Raw genomic sequence first — 19990 nt, forward strand, 5'->3', positions numbered from 1 at the left:
ATCTAGAATAGAAAAACAGAACTGCTCCCATCCGTTGAGCAGTTCGTCCTACCTAATGCCTGCCTACTTTACCCGCCCTCGCCATGAATCTGCATCTCCTCGCGCGCGTCGCGATACTGCTCGCTGTATCGAATCCTTCACTGTTTGCCGCCGAATGGTATGTTTCCCCTCGCGGTAATGATCGAGCACCAGGAACGGCAGATGCTCCCTTCGCTTCGCTCTCTCAAGCTCGGAATGCTATTCGTGCATCAGACAAGAATCAAGCTCATACGGTGTGGGTCGCTGACGGCAATTACGTGCTTGAGGAAACATTTATACTGACAAGCGACGATAGTGGTTCTGAGAAGTACCCGATTGTTTATCGCGCGATGGACGGGGCGACGCCAGTCTTCTCAGGAGGGACGATTCTCCCAGCATGGAAACAAGAAGGCGATCGCTGGACCACGACACTACCGGAGCCATTACAGTCGCCAATGCCGGAGCAGTTGTTCGTCGGTGATGCCACCGCAACGCTCGCCCGGGAACCTGACGATGGACTTTTCACCATGGCTGCCGTCAAGGAAGACGCCCAGGCCGATGGTTCGGCGAAGCAAACAATCGAGCTGAAGTCGACCGATTTCTTTGCCACCTTAGGATTGCTTGGGGCGAACGAGCTTGCTCGCGTTCAATTGTTAGCATTCCATAAGTGGGACAACACGCGTCGCCATTTGGATGAGATTGTCTTCGAGGAACATGCCGTCGTCACCCATGGTCGGAAGATGAAATCATGGAATCCAATGGATGGCAAATCACAGTATCGTGTGGAGAACTTCGCCGCCGCACTCGATTCGCCTGGAGAGTGGTTTGCCGATACCAAGGGGAAGTTGAGTTATATCCCCAATCCGGGCGAACAGATCTCTCAGCAAAGGGCCGTCGTCCCGCGGCTCGAAAAGTTGGTGGTACTTAAGGGAACGGCGAGCAAACCGCTTCACCATGTTGAGCTACGTGGCCTTCACTTTCGGCATAGTCGCTGGACGACACCGCGGCAAGGCGTCGAGCCAAGTCAGGCTGCTTCGCCGATCGAAGCGGCCATGCAAATCGACTTCGCCCGTCATGTGACCGTCCGAGATTGTGAAGTCGGGCACGTCGGAATATATGGCGTGTGGTTTCGACAAGGGTGTCAGCATTGCCGGTTGGAGCGAACTTGGGTCCACGATACGGGAGCTGGCGGTGTCCGCATTGGCGAGACGTCGATTCGTCGCGACGAAAACCAGCGAACCCATCACATTGCCGTCGACAACAATATCTTGACTCACGGAGGTAGCATTTTTCCATGTGCGGTCGGAGCATGGATCGGACAAAGTGGCGACAACACGCTCAGCCACAACGAAATCGCCGATTACTTCTACACCGGAATTTCGGTTGGTTGGCGATGGGGCTATGACGAAAGTTTGGCCAAGCGAAATACGATTTCTAAGAACCATGTCCATCATCTCGGATATGGCGTGCTGAGCGATATGGGTGGGATTTATACGCTGGGGCCATCCGAGGGGACCGTCGTCCGGGGAAACATCTTCCACGATATTCATGCCTACAGCTATGGTGGCTGGGGGCTTTACACCGACGAAGGAAGTAGCGACATCTTGTTCGAGAACAACTTGGTCTATCGCACCAAGACGGGTGGATTTCATCAGCACTACGGTAAGGACAATATCGTTCGCAATAATATCTTGGCCTTCGGCTTGCTGTACCAATTACAGGCGACGCGTGTGGAATCGCATCGATCGTTCGTGCTCGAAAACAATATCATCTACTACGACCAGGGCGAACTCTTACATGGAAATTGGGAACGGGTAAAGTTTGATAGCTCCCGCAATTGTTACTTCAATGCATCTGGTCAGGAGGTCACGTTCAAAGGAAAGAGTCTCTCAGAGTGGCAAGCCGCCGGACATGAGCAAGGTTCGATGGTAGCCGATCCGAAGTTTACCGATCCTGAGCAGTTCGATTTTACGCTGACCAAAGATTCGCCGGCGATCAAACTTGGCTTTCAGCCGTTCGAGATAGATGATGTTGGCGTCTACGGTGATGCGGCTTGGGTTAGCAAGGCGAAGAATGCCAAGTATCGGCCAGTTCGGTCCGAGTGACGAAGAAGGGGCTTTGCGCATGGATCAAGGTGGCCTTACTTCCGCGAAGTAATCCACCTTGATAATTCAGGTTGATTGGCCTCATACCGCCGCAAACAGTTCTACCTTTGGGAAGTCAACTTCTGTACCGGCGACGTGGTTGAAGTAGTTGGTGAAGGTGTTGAGAGCTACGAGCCCGACTACTTCCGTGATCTCTTCATCGCTGAGACCAGCGTTTTGAGCGTCTGCGAAATCTTGGTCGCTGATCAGACCTTTTGTATCCGCAATCGCCACGGCCAAGTCAATTACCGCTTGCACCTTCGTATCGGAGGCAATGCCTTGGCGAATTCGGACCGTTTCGTCTTCCGTGAATCCGACCATCTTGCCAACGGTGGTGTGTGCCGAAACGCAGTATTGGCAATGATTCTTCTCGCCAATTACGAGCGAAACCGCTTCGCGAGCTTGAGCTGAGAGCTTCGATTTGCCCATCGCTCCCGAGAAGCTGAGGTACGATTCCAAGACTGCTGGCGAGTTGGCCATCGTGGCAATGATGTTCAAATGCTTGCCAAGTTTCTTCTTGGCGGCATCGACCATTTCGCGGGTGTGGCCAGAAGTGTTTTCGATTGCATGTGGTTGTAAGCGAGGCATGAGTCTCTCCTTGTGTCAGGGATGCCATGAACTGGCGTAACTGACATGTGAGATTCTCGTGCGACGCGAAAGTTACACGCGAATGAGCATCGAATCAGAATTTCTCGTGCGGGCGTAACCTACTTCACATAGACGCCGGCAGTGACGGCATATCGTAGGCCAGCGCAGTACGGAATGCCTGGATCGATATCAATGACTTTACGAGGTGGCCCAAGAATGGCTTCTTCGTATCGGCACTTCCAAACCTGGGTGGCATTGATTCCAGGAAATGCCTGACCATCTTGCAGCTTTGGCCCCTTCTCGAAAACGTCGAGCGCCTTTTCGTAGATGATTTGCTGAATCTCTTTCCAGTCGAGACCTCGAAAATGACACTGGTAGTCAGGCCAGCCCAAGATACCAAGTCCCAAGCTATCGACGAGCATATCACGTGAATCGTCGTCGCGTCGTTCTCCGTAACCGATGACGCGCGAGACGCGAACGTTGAAGGCACCGGGAGCCTTCCAGGGTTTCGCAGCGAATTCTTTCAGCCCTTCGATAAACTTCTTCGGTTCAAGGAACTGCTCGGTAGCTTCCCAGTAAATCGCCTCGCATGGATGTGTCTCGACCACACTGGCAACGACCGCCTGCATCATCTTCAATCGTTCTAGCGGTCGCATGTTCGACGCCGTTTGATCCAGGATTACCAGTTGGTGTTCTGAGTCACCAACCGGACCTTCTGCATCGTCCCAGAGCCACGATTGTTCGAGCGCTGGCAGATACGGGGTCAGATCGCCTGGGTATTCGATCTCTTCATCGCGAATGCTCCACGTTGCCCCGACCGACTTGCCGCCGATGTTGGTAACGTAATCGGGATGGCGGAAGTCGAGGCGATTGGAATCTCGTTTCCCGTCACGCGGCGCGAATCCAGGACTTCGGACGTCCATCTTGTCGAGGATCGCCGCTTTAGAGACTTCCGGCTTCTGCTTGTAAAACAGTCGAACGCGGTAATCACGCGAGTTTTCGTTGTCGTCGAGCACTCGGAATCCTTGCCAGGTTGAAAATCGGTAAGCGGTTGATCTACCCATTCGACGGCTGTCGCCGAGGACGAGCACCCTCTTCAAGAGGGTGCTACCTAGTATAGTTCATCGTCGCCCAGTGTGGTTACTGCTTGATATATTCGATTTGGCCGAGCGGAGTTTCCTTGTTTCCCTCGACTTGGCTCAGTACGAAGACAAACCCATTTTTCGTCGGCGTCGTCGTCATTCGGTAATGCATCTTGCCGAGCGGCGAGTTGCACGTGCCAGTTTCCTTAAGTACTCCGCTCTTCTCGTCGAGTTTTCCTTCCGTTTCCAAGATGGTGGTCGACATGTTGTCGACCCAGACACCGACGAACTTGTCGATCGCGTTGTCAAACCCAAGGATGCCGAAGCCTTCCATCGGTTCGCCGTTGATTCGGCTGTGGAATTCCTGCGTTACGTAGCGTCCACCCAGAATCGATTTGAACTCGGCGGTCCCTTCATCAGCCATGGTCGGCTCTGGTAAGCCAGGGAAGTACCATTTCGACAGCGTCTTGTATTTGCCAACCATGGACTGCAAGTGCTCGTGGGCCTCTCCTGGTGTTGCCATCTTGGTCATCATTTGAGCAAGGGCTGCAGGGTCGATCTCGGGCGTTTTCTCTTCTGTCTGTTGAGCGAACACAATTGTCATGACCGCAGCCAAGAAAAAGAAAGCTGCTGGCAAAGTGAGAGGTCGCATCCGAGTATCTCCTCGTGAAGGTGGTTGGGGTTTGGAAATTTGGATATCGATTTGCCCCGAACCATTCATTATGGCAAAAGAAATCGCAGCTACTGGCCCCAAGATGGAAACGGGAACGTCGGCACGTTTCGTGATACCGATTCGCAGATGTTGATTCATAGTCCAAACCGAAGGCTAAGGTTATTACGATTGGGTCCCTTGCGGATATCATTTGTCCACGTTTCGCTCTGAACCGGCAGTAAAAGTTGCCTGGTTTTCCTGCTCGCTCAGGTGTCGGTGCAGCGTGACTTTTCCGTTGCTTATTTCAACGGCAAGATACTGGCTATTTGAATAGGCCCGTGTTTCTGGATCGACGAAACCATCTCGGTCTTTTTGAACCAAACGCGAAAAGATTGAATTGACGATGCCTATTTTCCGGCATACAAAAACAAATGAAGGGATGCGAACGGATTGCAGGAGTTGCAAATTATCGTAGCGAAGGGGTTATCGCTTTTCTTTTCCTCTTATTGCCTTGGAGGATGCTATGCCCGACCTGCAACGACTCACGGAAGCCGCTGTTCACAAACTACTCTCCGAGCATGCATTGCTGCACGAGTTGTTGGTGGAAGCGGATCGTATCAGTATTGAAGATGACACTGCGGATGCTTTGATCCTCGGTCTGCAAGAGCTTCGCGACATGATGCACGATCAGTTCGCTCGCGAAGAATACGGTGGTTACCTTCAAGAAACCGTCTCGATCGCGCCCCGTTTTTCAACGGAATGCGAACAACTGCGGCATGAACATCGATTGTTGTTGAGCGACATTGATGCGATGCTCGACGATCTGAGCCATAGTCCGGAAGAATCGCTCGGAACGTTTCATGTTCGATTTCGCGACTTCACAACTCGCTATCTGAACCATGAACACCATGAGAACGCCATCGTACAGAAGGCGCTCGACGACGACATCGGCGTGGGCGATTAGGCTTCTTGCCGACGTAATCGCGGAATCAACTAGGTCGATTCACGGACGATTAGTTTGGGCCGGATAACACGCAAGCGATCTGATGCGTTGAGCGTTCCGGCCAACGACTCTTCCACGAGATCTAACGCTTGCTTGGCATAATCGGCGTGACATTGGTCAATCGTCGTCAGGCCTGGCTCAATAACATCGGCGATGTCGAGGTTGTCGTAACCGGTAACCGCCAAGTCGCCCGGCACGGAATAGCCATGTCGCTGTAATCCTTGCATGATGCGGACCGCCCATTCATCGTTCGAGGCAATGATGGCGTCCGCCTCGTTCTTGATGACGAGTTTCTGAATGCAATCGTCAATTGCTTCTCGCGATGGTTTCTGCGTAGCTTCTGGGTTCGTCCAAACCAAGGAATTGGTCGAAGGAAGCTTGTGCCGCTTGACGTTGTCTTTCCATGCATCGCAGCGGATCGACATCAAGTGGTCCGAGGAAGACCACAGCTGAATCGCGATTCGTTTTCGTCCACGCTCGACCAGGTGATCAACTAACTGTTCAATCGCCGACGATGTTTCGACTCGAACGCATGGCTGCGTTTTGATAATGGGTGAAGAGTGTAGGATGATGTTATCGCGTCCGCGGAACACCTTCTTCAGTTTCGGTCGAATATCATGCATCACGTCGAACATGCAGAGGATCGCATCCATGCCATGATCGGTGAAGTCGTCGAGATAAGTCTTGATCTCGTCCGGATCGTGATGCACCTGTCCGACCATTAAGCGGTAGCCACGTTTGCGAGATTCTTCTTCGATCGCTGCCAATCGCGCGGAGAACACGGCCATGTTCACCGTGTCGAGAACGACACCGATGATTTTCGTGGGCATACCTCGCAGCCGCTGGGCGGCACGATTCGGACGATAGTCCATCTCCGCGGCGATCTTCAAGACCTTCTCGCGGGTAGCTTCTGACACGCGAACACAGTCCGCACCAGAGTTGTTAAGAATGTGCCCCACGGCGGCGCGCGAAACACCGGCCTTATTGGCGATATCCAGAAGGCGAACCTTACGTGCTTCCTCGGCCATGCGAATTCTGGGGACTTTCTATTGGCCGAAAGACGTCACGGGCCTCCATGACGTAATTCAGCCTGGTTTTTCAATAGCAGTCCTTCAGAATACGGAATCTAACCTTATGGAATCAAGGCCGCCAAATGCCGATGGCCTTTGTTTTTAGACATTCTCTGGCACGACGTAGGGGGCTCGATACTCACGTCGAAGAAGCTGGTTGGCCTGTTCGCTGCTGACGAATGTCTCGGTTTTTGGGTTAATTGCCAGTGTTTCGCCCATTTGAACGCTGGCCGATGGAAGATCAACACCATTGGCCGAGAGATGTTCGAGCATGCGGCCTGCAGCATCCGTCAGCAGTGGCTGCTGGGCAACTTGTTCCGACAGCGAGTTCAAACCAATTGGCTTGCCAACCCGATGCGATATGTTGCCAAGATGGCATAATGCCGTCGAAAGGTGACCGGTTTTCACACTGCAATTGAGATCGCTTGTCTTGCGTGAGCGGACCGCTTTGGCGAAGTTTTCACGATGAAGTTGGCGACCGCCGTCGGTGCCGGTGTTGCCTGATATCTCGCGAATCGTCTTGCCAGACTTGTCGATCACTTTCCCCGTGTCGAAGCCAACGTAAGTGGCGTCTTCGCCTTCGACGACGATGCCGTAGCTGAGGCCCATGTACTTGCAGGTATCTTTCTTTCCGGTTTCCGTTGGCAGATCGCGGATCTCGAAAGTAATGGGAGCGGTCGCGTATTCATAACGCAAGATATGCGTGTTCGGCGTCTGCCCGTTATCGTCCCAAGCGTATCGACCACCGATGCTGCTGACACTGGTGGGGAATTCTTCGGCCCCGATTGACCAGCGACACAAATCGAGGATATGCGGGCCGTTATTTCCCAACTCGGCATTGCCGTAGTCCCAGAACCAATGCCAGTCGTAGTGATACTTGGCACGTTCCAACTTGGTCGGGGCTGGGCCGCACCACAAATCGTGATTGACCGTTGGAAGCGGTTTGGGCGGCGATGTTGGGCGGCCGATCGAATCGCGACGTGTCAGGTAAAGTCCTTTCACATGCATCACTTTTCCGAGAACGCCATCTTGAACTTCTTTGAAGAATTCTTGCAGGTGTGTGAAGCTTCGGCGCTGGATACCAATCTGAACAATCCGATCATACTTCTTGGCGGCCTTCTCCATTTGGCCTGCTTCCCAGATGTTGTGCGAGCAAGGTTTCTCGGTATAGACATCCTTCCCGGCCTGGCAACCCCACACGGTTCCCAAGCCATGCCAGTGATTCGGTACGGCGAGCACAACGGCATCGACATTGGGATCGTCGTAAACACGTCGCAAATCGTCATACTTCTTTAGCGTGTAGCCGAACTTCTTCTCGAACTCTTCTGCTCGTTTGCCGAGTGCAGCACTGTCGACATCACAAGCACCGACCACCTTTACCCCAGGTACCTTGGGGAAGCCATTCAAGTGCGTGTTGCCAATGCTATTCACGCCGATCACGACAACACGCAACTCGTCGTTGGCACTCGCCGCAAACGAGGGCGAAGTCATCGAAGTCACAGCGGTGGCCGAAGCGGCAGCGAGAAATTGTCGACGGCTAATTGAGATCATGTGAGCTACCTGAAAACGAATATGACTTGGATAATAATGGCGAAACGGAGTTACCGGAGTGGCTTAGTCTTTCATCACACTTTCGAGTGTGACCGACTGGCCATCGGAATCTCGGCTGACATCGGCAGCCGTCATGAAAGCGACGATCTCCAGCGTTTCTTCTGGGCTGACGGGTGGCTTGCCAGTACGGAAGAACTGAACGATCTCGTTCACCAGGATGTCATAGCTTGCCCGGATCTTAACCAGTTCGATGTCTTTCTTGCCGAACACCATCACCCCGTAACCGGCCGCACCATCACGGATTCCGCGGAATGTACCGACGCGTCCATCTTTCCATACGCCGGTGACAATATCGGCACCTTCGGTCTTAGTGCGTTGAACACTCACGCAGCCAGGTCCCATCACCGTGAATAAGGTTTCGACACCGTGAATGCCGTACCAGAACAGATCAGGATGGGTCGGATCAAGCTTGCAGGGACTGTAAGCAACGCAACCGGTGATGTTGCCCGCTTGGTTCTCTTTCTGTAGTTCGATCACTTCGTTGCAGAAACGAAGCGTTGAGGAGGAGAAGCAAGGTGTGCCAGTCGACTTCGAGAGGGCGAACAACTCCTGGGCATCTTTCATGGAGGCCGTGATCGGCTTGTCGACAAAGACCGGTATCCCAGCTTTGAGAACTGGTTTGACCTGTTCGAGATGTACCCTGCCGTCAACGCTGTTCATGATGACGGCATCCACCTTCTTGATCAGGGCGTCGATCGACGGAACGATCTCGATACCCATTTCAGAGATCTGCTTGGTGAAGCCTTCGATTCGATCTGTGCTGGCCGAGATATCTGGGCTTCCGCCGGGATAAGCAGCTACCACTTTGGCATCGGCAAGTTCCGGCCGCGGATTCTCTGCATTAATCGCTTTGGTGAATGCCACTGCGTGCGAGCTATCCAGGCCGATCAATCCAATCAGTAGCGGTTCGGCCGCATGGATCCTTGAGGCGGCCGTGAGGCTCAAAACGAGGAACAGCGCGGTGGTAAGCAGTGTCTGTGTGGTTTTCACGGCGAGACCTTCAAAGGTAGTTCGGTGGTAAGGAAGTAAGATCAATCGCGAAATTGGCAGGCTGACATCTTTGGTGGTCGCATGATACCACGTGACATCAATCGAGTAAAGCATTTCCTGAAAACGATCGCCACGAGAAGCGAACTAATCTACCTCTTCCTGGAGGAGTACCAGGTGTGCTGATCTATCGATAAATGGTTACCTTTGCGGTAGTTCCAGTGACCTAGGGATCAATTACCCCAAAAGGATGACGCTGATAGCAATGCCGTCATGCGATCAACATTATCAGGTCATCTGGATCGGTAAAGTCGCTTGTCATTAACTCGTTTTCCACTCTGGAGATGGGAGTTTCGTTGCGGAACGCCTTCCTGGCACGTCGATGGGCAGAAAATGTGCAGATTGCATCGCTCTTCCTTGTGATTCATAAGCCCAAGTACGTGCCCAATGACCCATCGTCACCGTCCATTCGTTTTTGGTTTGGCTTTCCTGGCTCTCGTAGTTTTCACAAACGCGTCGGTCATGGGGCAAGGCATGTCGGTTACTGGCGTTGGTCCCGTGAATCGAGGTATGGCTGGTGCGGGCACGGCTGCTCCTTTGGATGCGATCGGGGCACTGCACTGGAACCCAGCTTCCATCAGCTATTTGGAGAAGTCGGAAGTCTCCTTCGGGATGGAAGGGCTACTGGCGGATGTTAGCCTGACATCGGATGTCGCCGGCCTGGGCACGAATACCACCAGCGGCGAACCTGGTGTGGCGATCGTGCCATCGGTCGGCTGGGTCGATCACCTGGAAGGCACCAACCTAACCATCGGTATGGGCGTTTACGGTGTGGCTGGCTTTCGCAACAACATGCCTGCCGACGCGAGCAATCCTTTGCTGGCCAGCAGCCCCGTGTTTGCGGATACCGAAATGATGCAGATCACTCCAACGGTCTCGTATCGGATTAACGACAACTGGTCGATTGGTGTCTCCCCGACGATCTCCGCCGCGCGAATGCAGTTTGATCCGCTTGGTCCGTCGGCGGTGATTCCGACGTCAACGCCCGGCTCGGGTAATCGTGTTCACTGGGGTGGTGGCGTCCAAGGGGGAATCTATTACGCGAGCCCTTATTGCTGGCGAGCCGGTTTCACCATCAAAAGCCCACAATGGTTCGAGGAGTTTCGCTTCTTTACGCCATCGGGGGTTGTCGGATTTGATCTCGACTATCCAATGATCCTCTCCGGTGGCTTGGCCTACTACGGCTTTGAACGTTGGGTCTTTGCGGCAGATTTCCGATATTTCGATTTCGCCAACACCCAGGGATTCAAAGCGCTGCACTGGGATAGCGTCTTTTCGATGGCGGTCGGTGCCCAGTACCGTATGAACGAACTCTGGACTTTCCGAGGCGGCTACAACTTCAATGAGAATCCAATCTCGCCGAATGCCGCTTTCGCGAATCTTTCGACTCCATTGATTCAGCAGCACAATATTGCAGCTGGTCTTGGTTGTATGCTGACCGACGGGGTGGAATTGAACCTGGCTTACGTTTACCTGGTGAATAACAGCCTGACTGGTCCCCTGCCCTCCCCTCCGTTCTCGCCCGGCGATACCCTCACGCACGAGATTAGTGCGCATTCTTTGGTGCTTGGTTTGCGTATCAACTACTAATAAGGCAGTATTCAGTTACCGCTGCCTCGCCCGTTTTGTGCGGTCTGTTGCCTAGATGCTTGCGCATTTGGCGCGTGTTTCCGATTATAAACCATGCTCTCCCATGGCTTTTTGACCGTGGGAGAAATGTAACCTATCTTTCGGAAGATCTCCCGTTTTTGGGAGTGTCTGTTGATATCTCGCGCCGTTCGTTTCACACCGGGGAGGCAATGGATGAGTTTGCAGTCGACGCATGCGCCGCCAGGTGAGCAATCTATCAATTGGGAAACTCTTAAGGCTCGATGCATTGGTCGAGTCGACCTCGTTCAAAAGGCCCTGGCCCGATTTCAGGGCTCATTGGAAGAGGATATACAGGAGCTCCAGCACGCCACCGAGAGAAACGATTCCGCGGATATCGCCCGCATTGCCCATCGGATCAAAGGGACGTCGCTGACTGTCTCTGCTGATCGCCTGGCAGGATTCGCACTGAGTCTAGAGCGTAAAGCAGAAGAGAGTCTTACCGATGTTGAGGACTCGCTTTTGGAAATCCGAGATGAATGTTGCCGTCTGAGCGAGATCATCACGCAGCATCGTGAGGAGTCGACGCCGTAATGATAATTCACGAACGAGACACCACTCAGGCACCGATTCTGCTGGTAGACGACGATCCAGCTTGCTTGGGAATGCTAAGCGATGTACTAGGCGCTTTGGGAATTCCGGTAGAGACCGCACGCGACGGCAAGGAAGCGCTCGAGATGATCTACAAAGGAGACTTCCGGATTGTGCTGTCTGACTGGCAGATGCCTGGGATGTCGGGTGTCGAGCTTTGCCGACGCGTTCGCCAGCGTCCCTTAAGCGGTTATGTCTATTTCATCCTACTGACTTCGCTCGACCGACAACACAATTTGGTAAGTGGCTTAAGAGCCGGTGCGGACGACTTCATAACCAAGCCATTCGACCCGGAAGAACTTCACATTCGCCTCCGTGCCGCCAATCGCATCGTCTCGTTAGAGAGTCGGAACGTCATTATCTTTGCCTTGGCGAAGCTGGCCGAGTCGCGCGATCCCGAAACGGGTGCCCACCTCGAACGAATGCGGGAATACTCGCGATTGTTGGCCGATGATCTCTCGCGACAACCAAAGTACGCCGATATCGTCGATGCTGACTACGTCCGCACAATCTACCTCACAAGTCCCTTGCACGACATTGGCAAGGTTGGCATCCCTGATCATGTATTGCTCAAACCGGGTAGGTTGACCCCGGATGAATTCGAGATCATGAAGCAGCACACGCTTGTCGGGTATTACACTTTGGATGCCGCATTACGCGAACAACCTGAAGCTGCTTACTTGCGATTTGCTCGGGACATTGCCGGTTCGCATCATGAAAAATGGGATGGCACTGGCTATCCGTATGGACTAGCTGGCGAAGAGATCCCACTTTGTGGACGGATCGTGGCTGTGGCAGACGTCTACGATGCTTTGACCACGGCCCGCGTCTACAAAGAAGCATTCAGCCACGAAAAAGCACGTTCGATCATTCGCGAAGGTGCCGGAAAGCACTTCGATCCTGACATTGTCGACGCCTTTTTCAATCGCGAGGACGAGATCGTCGACATCAATCAGCGGCTCAATGACATGCTGGCCTATCCTGACATCGCGGGAATGGCAAACGGTTTGGCCATCCCCGCTGGAAACCTTGCGCAAAACTAGCGTGATTGTCGCCTAGTCTTGTTGTTGTGAATCGACCGAGCTTGTCGATTTTCGCTTGGCGCGTGCCGAACGAGATAGTTCGGCCGAATCGATTCGGCGAATACATCCTGGCGACTGATGGCTGACATAGTTCACGATGATGCCAGAGCGATCACGTGTCAGATCCATTTTCTCGGTGTTGAAGCCAGCTTCTTCAAAGATGTGCAAGACATCTTCCACGGTTCGCTGATAGAAGAACCAATCGAGATGCCACTGATATGGTGTCTCGTCGTAGCGTTCCGTGTCCTTAAATGCGATTACCAACGCACCACCTTCGTTGAGTGTTTCGCCCAATCCGCTGAAGATACCGACAAGTTGCTCATCGGTTAGATAATCAGCCAGGCCAACACTATAGATGATGTCGAACTTGCCGAACTTCTTAATGGTGGCTTCCGACTTCTTGGCTCGCATCGCGTTGTAACGCGTTGGGATCAGAGTGGTTCCTTTCGGCAATTGTGTGGCGACCGTTGCTTCGATGTATTCAAGGGCGACCGGATCGTTATCCATAGCGATCACTTCGATGGAACGCCCAGCAAATTCAGGCCAATCGAGGAATTCTCGACAAGGACCACAGGCAATATCAAGTATTCGAATATCACCAGTGCGGTTCGCGATATCCTTCTCGAGATATTCACGGACCATGTCTTTGCGGCCGCGGACCGCATTGGCCAGCGGGATATCCATGAAACAAAGGTCGAGGTAGGCCCCCAATCCACGCGCAGGCGTTGCCCCCTCGTAGATTTTGACCAGCATTTCATAGTCTCCAGCGAAGCCGCTGGGTTTGGTGTGAGCGCGATTGGCGAACCAACTTTGCTCTAGCCAAGGGGCGGTTTCTTCACGAAACCGGGCTTGCACTTCCTTAATCAACTCTGGGTTGTCTTCGTGTTCATCTTCAAATTTTCGACATGCGATCACGGATTGCTCTAATGCCGCAATGGTCCGTTTGTGCAAGTCGCTATTGGGTACGGCGGTCGCATCCTTGTCTATTTCACTTTCAAGTTGAGCAAGCTGCTTCTTGAATTCCGCCACATCCTGTGAAAAGAACTCGAGCACAGCCGGTAGTTTCGAGGTGGTCGAGTCGTTCGACTGAATCATGGCAATACCTGAACTTTAGGCGTTTCACGGAAGAGATTTCGCCTGATCGGAAATCCGACGGCGCAACTGGGATATTCATCAGAATTGGCACAGCGTCTGAAATCAACAGTAAATGCCTTCAAATAAACATAAGGGGGGTAAGGTGTGCGTAAGAAGGGGCGATTAAGTCCCCCTTACGGCCCGAGGGGTTTGCGCGTTTTGCGCGTATCCCTTCGGGCGTTCCGCAAATTTGCACTCTGAGAGCTATGGTTTTGTGCCGAGGTGCATCTCCGAATTGTCCGCAGATTGCCACCGAGGGCAGCAACTTCGTCACCAAAAAAACTAGTTAGTGCAGCGCGGCGCGGTTGGGCTTTGAATCAAGAATCGACTTGATTGGGAGCCCAAGAAAGAACTCCATAACTGGCCATGGTCAAGAAAATAGTCGACACAGAGAAGACGCTCTCACAGTCTGGGCATCATCTGGCGGTCGAACTGCAGCAACAATACGAGATTACAGCGTCGAGCGAGGACTCAGCCTTCGAGCGTACGCTGTGGGGTGTCGATCGGACCAGCGATGAAGCCGTAGTGATCAAAGCGATTCGTCTCGATTCGGTCACGCGTGGGGCCAATGCACGCATGGAGTTCGAGGCCAGCGTCCGAGAAGAGCACTGGAACGACCAACTCACTCCCGTGCGGAAGTTTGCCCGCTCGGATGAAGAGTTCTTCATTGTTATGCCGTGGATGAAAGAAGCCACGCTCAGTCAGCTGCTTACCGACAAGCCACTCTCAATTCCTGAGACGATCAAGCTTGGCAAGGACCTGTTTACGGCGCTTGATTGGATGCATCGTCGTGGCGCCCTTCATCGCGATGTGATTCCGTCCAATCTGTACGTTAAAACGGCCAGTACCGATCACAATCGAGTGACTGGGGCAGTCCTCGGCGGATTTGGAACGATCAAACGCTTCCACCCCGATCAGTTGTTCGGCGAACGCGAGTGCGAAACGGTGTCGTATATGTCGCCGGAAGAAGCTGGTTCGATCGACACCGACGTCGGCCCTCCCTCCGACTTGTACGCTGCCGGCATCGTTCTGTTTCGTTGCCTGGCGGGGCGACTACCATTTCAAGGACAAGGTGCTGGAGCGATTCTGTTCGAGCACCTTACAGCACCTGTTCCCGAACTACCTAGTATCAATCCTGAAGTCGGGTTGGAACTGGACGAGCTGGTGCAACGTCTATTGCGGAAAGATCCCCACGATCGCTATCAATTGGCCAGCGCGGTCGTCGAAGACTTGCTCGCCATAGAAGAGACGCTTGAGTCCGGCGCGACCGGGAAGCACGTCGCGATTGGTGCAACCGACCGACGATGTACCCTGACCGAACCCGCGTTCGTGGCGCGTGACGCGGAGTTGGCCGAACTCAACAACTTCGTGCTAGAGGCCCGCCTGGGGCATGGCAGTGTCATGCTTGTCGAAGGGGAGTCAGGTAGCGGTAAAAGTCGGCTTCTGGTCGAATCGGTCCGCCAAGCTCGTCGGAACGGAATTTGGGTGTTGCGTGGGCAGGCAACGACCAATGTCGGTCAGCGGCCTTTCCGAATGCTGGAGGGGATTGTCGATGGATTCCTCTCGGTCGTTCAAAAAGACACGGAACTGGCCGAACGCGTCAAAGAACGTGTCGGAGATATGGCCGACGCCCTGATTGCTGCGTTGCCAACGCTGAGCGGCGCGATCGGCACGACTCAAGGCATGATCGAGCAATCGCCGGCCGCATTCGGCGAAAACCGGACGATCGAATCGTTAATTCGCTTCCTCGGTGCACTGGGAAGTCCTGAACGCCCTGCCCTTGTGATTCTAGACGACTGCCAATGGGCCGATACCCTGACGTACACGCTCATTCGCCGATGGCATACGCAACCGCGCGACTTCAAACGCTACTCGACCATTACCTGTTCGTTTCGTTCGGAAGAGGTTGAGGAACACCACGCACTGCGAGCGATTCCGAACTGTTCGAGCATCCGTCTAAATCCGATGCGGACCGACGAGATTCGCCAACTCGCCGAATCGATGGCGGGTACGCTTCCTGGCGAAGCAATCGAAGTCGTGACCCGTCTGGCTGGCGGTAGTCCTTTCATGGCCTCGGCGGTCTTACGGGGGCTTGTTGAATCTGGCGCATTGGAAGTTGTTGACGGAGCTTGGCAAGTCGATCCTCAATCGATGGGGGATCTTCAGTCGTCGCAAGAGGCGGCTTCCTTCCTGACGCGGCGTATTGAGATGCTGCCGGAAGATACGCTCAATCTTCTTTCTGTGGGCGCGCTGATTGGCAAGGAATTTAGCCTCGATATCGCGGCCTCGTTGACCAGCATGTCGATATCCGAAGCGGTGTCGGCACTCCTGCATGCTCGTGATCGCAGTTTAATTTGGGAGCGTGCCAATGGGGGGCAGTTCGTCTTTGTGCACGACAAAATCCGCAGTTCGCTGCTCGATCGACTAGATCGTGAAGAGCAGAAAGAATTGCACTTGCGTGCCGCTCTGCATTTGCAGGAACACAGCCCGGCCCGCGTTTCGGAGATAGCGTATCACCTGGACGAAGCCGGTGCCGCAGAAACCGCGATGGGCTACGCACTGCAGGCCGCCGAACAAGCTCGCCGACAATTCTCATTAGAAGTTGCCGAACGACAATACCGCATTGCTCAGCGCGGTGCCGTTCGTCAATCCAAAGCGATTCGCTTTCGGATTGCCGAGGGATTAGGCGACTCGTTGATGCTCCGAGGGCAATACGCAGAAGCTGCACCGCAATTTGCTGAAGCAGCCGAGCTTGCGGAGGGAGATTTGGATCGCGCGAAGATCCAAAGCAAGGTCGCTGAGTTACTTTTTAAACGTGGCGACATGGAGCAAGCGACCAACGAGTACGAAACGGCTCTAAGGACGCTGGGTTGCACCTTTCCGAGCAATCGCGTGATGCAGGTCATCTTGTTGATTTGGGAAGCGTGGAAACAAGTCCTCCATACCTGTTTTCCAAAAACCTTCATGCATCGGCAAGGGCGTCCGCCGAGTGAATCGGAACGCCTCGCCATTAGCTTATACAGTTTGTTGACGCACGGCTGTTGGTATTGTCGAAGCAAGCTGGAATGTTTGCTGGCGCATCTTTGCGCATTGAACTTAGCGGAGCGATTTAGTCCTAGTCCCGAACTGGCTCAGGCTTATTCGGAACACGCGCCGGTTGCGTGTTTGATTCCTATGTTCGAGCGGGCAATTGACTATTCGCATCGCTCGCTGGAGCTACGTCGTGGTTTCAACGATGTGTGGGGACAAGGTCAATCGTTAAGCTATTACAGCTGTGCCCTTTATGCCGCGGGTAAATATCGCGAATGCATCGAAAAAGGACGTGAGGCCGTTCGGCTATTGGAACGGACCGGTGACTACTGGATGGTCCATATTGCTCGGTATCAGGTCGCGGCATCGATGTATCACCTCGGCGACTTTAAGGGTGCCTTAGCCGAGGCCCGAATCAACCATCGCTCTGGGATCGAACTAGGTGACGAACAGGCATCCGGAATCAACCTCGATGTTTGGGTTCGCGCGACTCAAGGGGCAATCCCTGATCAGATTCTGGAACGAGAACTCAAGCGTGATCGACAAGACGCCCAAGGAAAAACGCAAATCTTGTTTGCCGTCGGTGTTCGAGACTTATATCAAGGCAAGATAGAGTCGGCCGTCGAAAACCTGCAGCAAGCGGTCGAACAGGCAAGAATAGCCGGGATCAATAATTCGTACACGGTTCCCCCTTTGACTTGGCTTGCGACCGCCTATCGCAAACAAGCAGAAGCTACGCCACTGCACGCACCTCTGCAACGTGAAAAGCTACTGCAAGCCGCGGAACGGACCGCCAAGAAGGCAATTCGAGTTTCCGCGGTCAGCCCGCATGATCGCTCGAGATCGTATCGCGAACTCGCCCTGGTCGCTGCAATGCAGGGTAGCTATCCAGTGGCTCGCAAATGGTTCGACAGAAGCTTGGAGTCTGCCGAAAAGCTCCATGATATTTTCGAGCAAGCATTAACACTCCAGCATCGATCCCAAGTGGGTATCTGTGCGAATTGGCCGGATGTCGAAGCAGACGAACGCAAGTCACGTCGATTAATGGATGAGTTGACGATCGATGAAGAATCTCGTGGAAATTCCCAGGAAGGTCAACTCGGCACGCTCTCTCTCGTCGATCGTTTCGATACGATCCTGCACGTCGGTCGAAAGATTGCTGGAGCACTCTCAACGGACAAGATCTACGAAGAATCATGCGCGGGGGCGAGTCGGTTACTACGCGGCGAGAATAGTTGGTTACTCGAGTTCGATCGAAATGAAGAAGATGCATCACCGACGGTGATTGTCGGGCCAAGTGACATTACCTTCGACGAAACCAACATGCGGCGAGCAACCCAAGCCGGACGAGCGATGTCGTTCCTGGAGGTCGGCAGTGGAAACAGCTTGACGCATGACGCCGGCACGCCTCGATCCGCGATTTACATTCCAATTTCCGTGCGTAATCGCCTGACCGCATGCATCTATGTGACTCATTCTCAACTCGTTGGATTGTTTGGGAAGGACGAAGAGCGACTTGCTGACTTCGTGGGAACGATTGCTGGGGCAGCCCTTGAAAACGCTCAAGGTTTCTTGGAACTTACCCAGCTCAATACAACGCTTGAGCAGCGTATTGCAGAACGAACGGCTGCCGCCGAGTCGCGCGCAACCGACTTGGCTCGTTCTAACATGGAATTGGAGCGAACGGCCAAAGAACTACGCTCGACCGAAGAGCAATTACGTGTGGCGAAGGTGACCGCGGAAACGGCCAACGAAGCGAAGAGCCGCTTCCTGGCAACCATGAGCCACGAAATTCGGACGCCGCTTAACGGAATTCTCGGCATGACCGAACTTGCTCTACGGACAGAGTTGACCTCGCAACAGCGGAACTGCTTGACAGTTATCAATCAATCGGGCGAAGGGTTATTGGGGCTGTTGAACGATATTCTCGATATCTCAAAGATCGAGGCTGGCAAGATGCAGCTCGAATGCATCAGCATGGCGCCCCAGGCCGTGATTGGTTCCGCTGTCCGATTGTTGGCAGTCAACGCTGCGAATAAGGGAATCGAACTTCTGTATCGGATCGATAAAAACGTGCCTGCTCAGATTCACAGTGACCCGTGCCGCATGCGGCAAGTGGTGATGAATCTGGTCGGGAATGCGATCAAATTCACGGAGCAAGGAGAAGTGTTTGTCGACATGTCGTTCGAGCGAACGGTGGACGGACCACAGCTTCATGTTGCTATTCGCGATACGGGACCAGGCATACCTGAAGGAAAGCAAGCAGCGATATTCGAGTCGTTTGAGCAAAGCGATAGCTCGACCACACGGCGTTACGGTGGAACCGGATTAGGTCTTGCGATTTCGACTCAGATCGTAGCCCTAATGGAAGGTCGCTTGTGGGTGGAAAGTCAAGTCGACCAGGGAAGCACCTTCCATTTCACGGTGCCCTTGAAATCGCAAGAGCTGTTAACCGACGAAGCGACGGCAGAGCCACTCGCAGGACGACGCATTCAATTAGTGACCGAGCGTGAGTCTTCGCGATACCTCTACCAAGAGATCGTCGAGAATGCTGGTGCTCAGTGCGAGTGTGTCACTCTAGAGCAAGCGACCGCGTCGCTCGGCCAGTTGGCTCATACCAAGCAGGAGGATCGTCCTCTTTTGTTGATCGATTGGGAGATCGATTCGATCCAATTGCCACGCTGGTTTGCAGAAGGAAACGTTGAAGACCTACAACGTGCTCCACACGTGATTTTACTCCCGGCCATCGGCACACCTGCTGGCATCGAGGTGGGGACACCATCCACGCTTACCAAACCTGCGTCCAACTCCGAGTTGATTGACGCGATCTGCGCCGTCTATGAAACCGTCACCGATGATCCAGCCGAACAGTTGCTAAAAGAGGCTGCCGATCAGCGGGCATTGCATGTCTTGCTGGCCGACGATGCCCCAGTTAACCAGGAAGTGGCCAAGGGCATTCTGGAGCTGTTCGGTCATACCTGTCAGGTAGCAGGAACCGGCAAAGAAGCCCTCGATCTCTATCAGCAAGGCGCGTTCGACGTCGTGCTGATGGACTTGGAAATGCCTGAAATGGACGGTACCCAGGCAACCTACGCTATCCGAAAATGGGAAGAAGAAAACGGACGCCGAACACCCATTGTCGCCATGACCGCCCACGCAATCAGTGGCGTGCGCGAACAGTGTTTGGCGGCTGGGATGGATCACTACTTGTGCAAACCGATCCAGCCAGAGTTACTCAAGCAACTGCTGGACGATGTTTCGTCGTCGAATTCGGTTTGGACAGCTTCGTGA

Annotated in this window: 13 protein-coding genes; 6 read left to right on the forward strand and 7 right to left on the reverse strand. The window is 53.6% G+C overall.

The genetic code is table 11. The features are described from left to right. Positions 1–83 precede the first annotated feature (83 nt). Positions 84–2123, forward strand: a complete 2040-nt coding sequence (locus tag C5Y83_RS02850; RefSeq protein WP_105328138.1) for a right-handed parallel beta-helix repeat-containing protein — start codon at positions 84–86, stop codon at positions 2121–2123. An 81-nt stretch (positions 2124–2204) separates the two neighbouring features. Here C5Y83_RS02850 and C5Y83_RS02855 read toward each other — a convergent pair whose 3' ends face one another. The 3 genes from C5Y83_RS02855 to C5Y83_RS02865 all read right to left on the reverse strand — a co-directional run bounded on the left by C5Y83_RS02855 (position 2205) and on the right by C5Y83_RS02865 (position 4484). Beyond that, positions 2205–2750, reverse strand: a complete 546-nt coding sequence (locus tag C5Y83_RS02855; protein WP_105328139.1) for a carboxymuconolactone decarboxylase family protein — start codon at positions 2748–2750, stop codon at positions 2205–2207. Positions 2751–2869: 119 nt separating this feature from the next. Further along, entirely contained in the window at positions 2870–3766 is an 897-nt protein-coding gene (locus tag C5Y83_RS02860; protein WP_158262205.1) for a DUF4261 domain-containing protein, read from the reverse strand. A gap of 124 nt (positions 3767–3890) precedes the next feature. Next, positions 3891–4484, reverse strand: a complete 594-nt coding sequence (locus tag C5Y83_RS02865) for a DUF1579 family protein (RefSeq protein WP_158262206.1) — start codon at positions 4482–4484, stop codon at positions 3891–3893. 523 nt (positions 4485–5007) lie between these two features. On the opposite strand from C5Y83_RS02865, the gene C5Y83_RS02875 reads away from it, so the two are divergent. Next, positions 5008–5448: a hypothetical protein gene (locus C5Y83_RS02875; RefSeq protein WP_105328143.1), complete on the forward strand. Its 441-nt coding sequence runs from the start codon at positions 5008–5010 to the stop codon at positions 5446–5448. A gap of 29 nt (positions 5449–5477) precedes the next feature. On the opposite strand, the gene C5Y83_RS02880 is transcribed toward C5Y83_RS02875, so the two are convergent. The 3 genes from C5Y83_RS02880 to C5Y83_RS02890 all read right to left on the reverse strand — a co-directional run bounded on the left by C5Y83_RS02880 (position 5478) and on the right by C5Y83_RS02890 (position 9272). Next, a complete protein-coding gene (locus tag C5Y83_RS02880) occupies positions 5478–6515 on the reverse strand; it encodes a LacI family DNA-binding transcriptional regulator (RefSeq protein WP_105328144.1) in 1038 nt (345 codons plus the stop codon). Positions 6516–6659: 144 nt separating this feature from the next. Then, positions 6660–8108 (reverse strand): Gfo/Idh/MocA family protein, encoded by a 1449-nt coding sequence (locus C5Y83_RS02885; RefSeq protein WP_105328145.1) that lies wholly within the window; start codon positions 8106–8108, stop codon positions 6660–6662. A 63-nt stretch (positions 8109–8171) separates the two neighbouring features. Then, positions 8172–9272: a Gfo/Idh/MocA family protein gene (locus C5Y83_RS02890; RefSeq protein WP_105328146.1), complete on the reverse strand. Its 1101-nt coding sequence runs from the start codon at positions 9270–9272 to the stop codon at positions 8172–8174. A 330-nt stretch (positions 9273–9602) separates the two neighbouring features. Here C5Y83_RS02890 and C5Y83_RS02895 point away from each other — a divergent pair, with 330 nt between their 5' ends. The 3 genes from C5Y83_RS02895 (at position 9603) to C5Y83_RS02905 (ending at position 12496) form a co-directional block, all read left to right on the forward strand. After that, positions 9603–10805: an OmpP1/FadL family transporter gene (locus C5Y83_RS02895; RefSeq protein WP_105328147.1), complete on the forward strand. Its 1203-nt coding sequence runs from the start codon at positions 9603–9605 to the stop codon at positions 10803–10805. Positions 10806–11018: 213 nt separating this feature from the next. Next, positions 11019–11396 carry an Hpt domain-containing protein gene (locus tag C5Y83_RS02900; RefSeq protein ID WP_105328148.1) on the forward strand — a complete coding sequence of 126 codons (378 nt, stop codon included), beginning with the start codon at positions 11019–11021 and terminating at the stop codon, positions 11394–11396. Then, the gene (locus C5Y83_RS02905) at positions 11396–12496 is read left to right on the forward strand and encodes an HD-GYP domain-containing protein (protein ID WP_105328149.1); all 1101 of its coding nucleotides are present in this window, start codon (positions 11396–11398) and stop codon (positions 12494–12496) included. Before C5Y83_RS02900 ends, C5Y83_RS02905 begins: the two co-directional genes overlap by 1 nt. Before the next feature lie 12 nt (positions 12497–12508). Here C5Y83_RS02905 and C5Y83_RS02910 read toward each other — a convergent pair whose 3' ends face one another. Then, positions 12509–13630 carry a class I SAM-dependent methyltransferase gene (locus C5Y83_RS02910; RefSeq protein WP_105328150.1) on the reverse strand — a complete coding sequence of 374 codons (1122 nt, stop codon included), beginning with the start codon at positions 13628–13630 and terminating at the stop codon, positions 12509–12511. A gap of 405 nt (positions 13631–14035) precedes the next feature. On the opposite strand from C5Y83_RS02910, the gene C5Y83_RS02915 reads away from it, so the two are divergent. Beyond that, entirely contained in the window at positions 14036–19990 is a 5955-nt protein-coding gene (locus tag C5Y83_RS02915; RefSeq protein ID WP_105328151.1) for an ATP-binding protein, read from the forward strand.

This window comes from Blastopirellula marina (assembly GCF_002967765.1).
Taxonomy (GTDB): domain Bacteria; phylum Planctomycetota; class Planctomycetia; order Pirellulales; family Pirellulaceae; genus Bremerella; species Bremerella marina_A.

Bases quoted from the DNA above. Each gene is read 5' to 3' on its own strand.
- C5Y83_RS02880 (WP_105328144.1), bottom strand. From the start codon at position 6,515: ATGGCCGAGGAAGCACGTAAGGTTCGCCTTCTGGATATCGCCAATAAG.
- C5Y83_RS02850 (WP_105328138.1), top strand. From the start codon at position 84: ATGAATCTGCATCTCCTCGCGCGCGTCGCGATACTGCTCGCTGTATCG.
- C5Y83_RS02905 (WP_105328149.1), top strand. From the start codon at position 11,396: ATGATAATTCACGAACGAGACACCACTCAGGCACCGATTCTGCTGGTA.
- C5Y83_RS02910 (WP_105328150.1), bottom strand. From the start codon at position 13,630: ATGATTCAGTCGAACGACTCGACCACCTCGAAACTACCGGCTGTGCTC.
- C5Y83_RS02900 (WP_105328148.1), top strand. From the start codon at position 11,019: ATGAGTTTGCAGTCGACGCATGCGCCGCCAGGTGAGCAATCTATCAAT.
- C5Y83_RS02855 (WP_105328139.1), bottom strand. From the start codon at position 2,750: ATGCCTCGCTTACAACCACATGCAATCGAAAACACTTCTGGCCACACC.
- C5Y83_RS02890 (WP_105328146.1), bottom strand. From the start codon at position 9,272: ATGCTTTACTCGATTGATGTCACGTGGTATCATGCGACCACCAAAGAT.
- C5Y83_RS02885 (WP_105328145.1), bottom strand. From the start codon at position 8,108: ATGATCTCAATTAGCCGTCGACAATTTCTCGCTGCCGCTTCGGCCACC.
- C5Y83_RS02875 (WP_105328143.1), top strand. From the start codon at position 5,008: ATGCCCGACCTGCAACGACTCACGGAAGCCGCTGTTCACAAACTACTC.
- C5Y83_RS02915 (WP_105328151.1), top strand. From the start codon at position 14,036: ATGGTCAAGAAAATAGTCGACACAGAGAAGACGCTCTCACAGTCTGGG.
- C5Y83_RS02895 (WP_105328147.1), top strand. From the start codon at position 9,603: ATGACCCATCGTCACCGTCCATTCGTTTTTGGTTTGGCTTTCCTGGCT.
- C5Y83_RS02865 (WP_158262206.1), bottom strand. From the start codon at position 4,484: ATGCGACCTCTCACTTTGCCAGCAGCTTTCTTTTTCTTGGCTGCGGTC.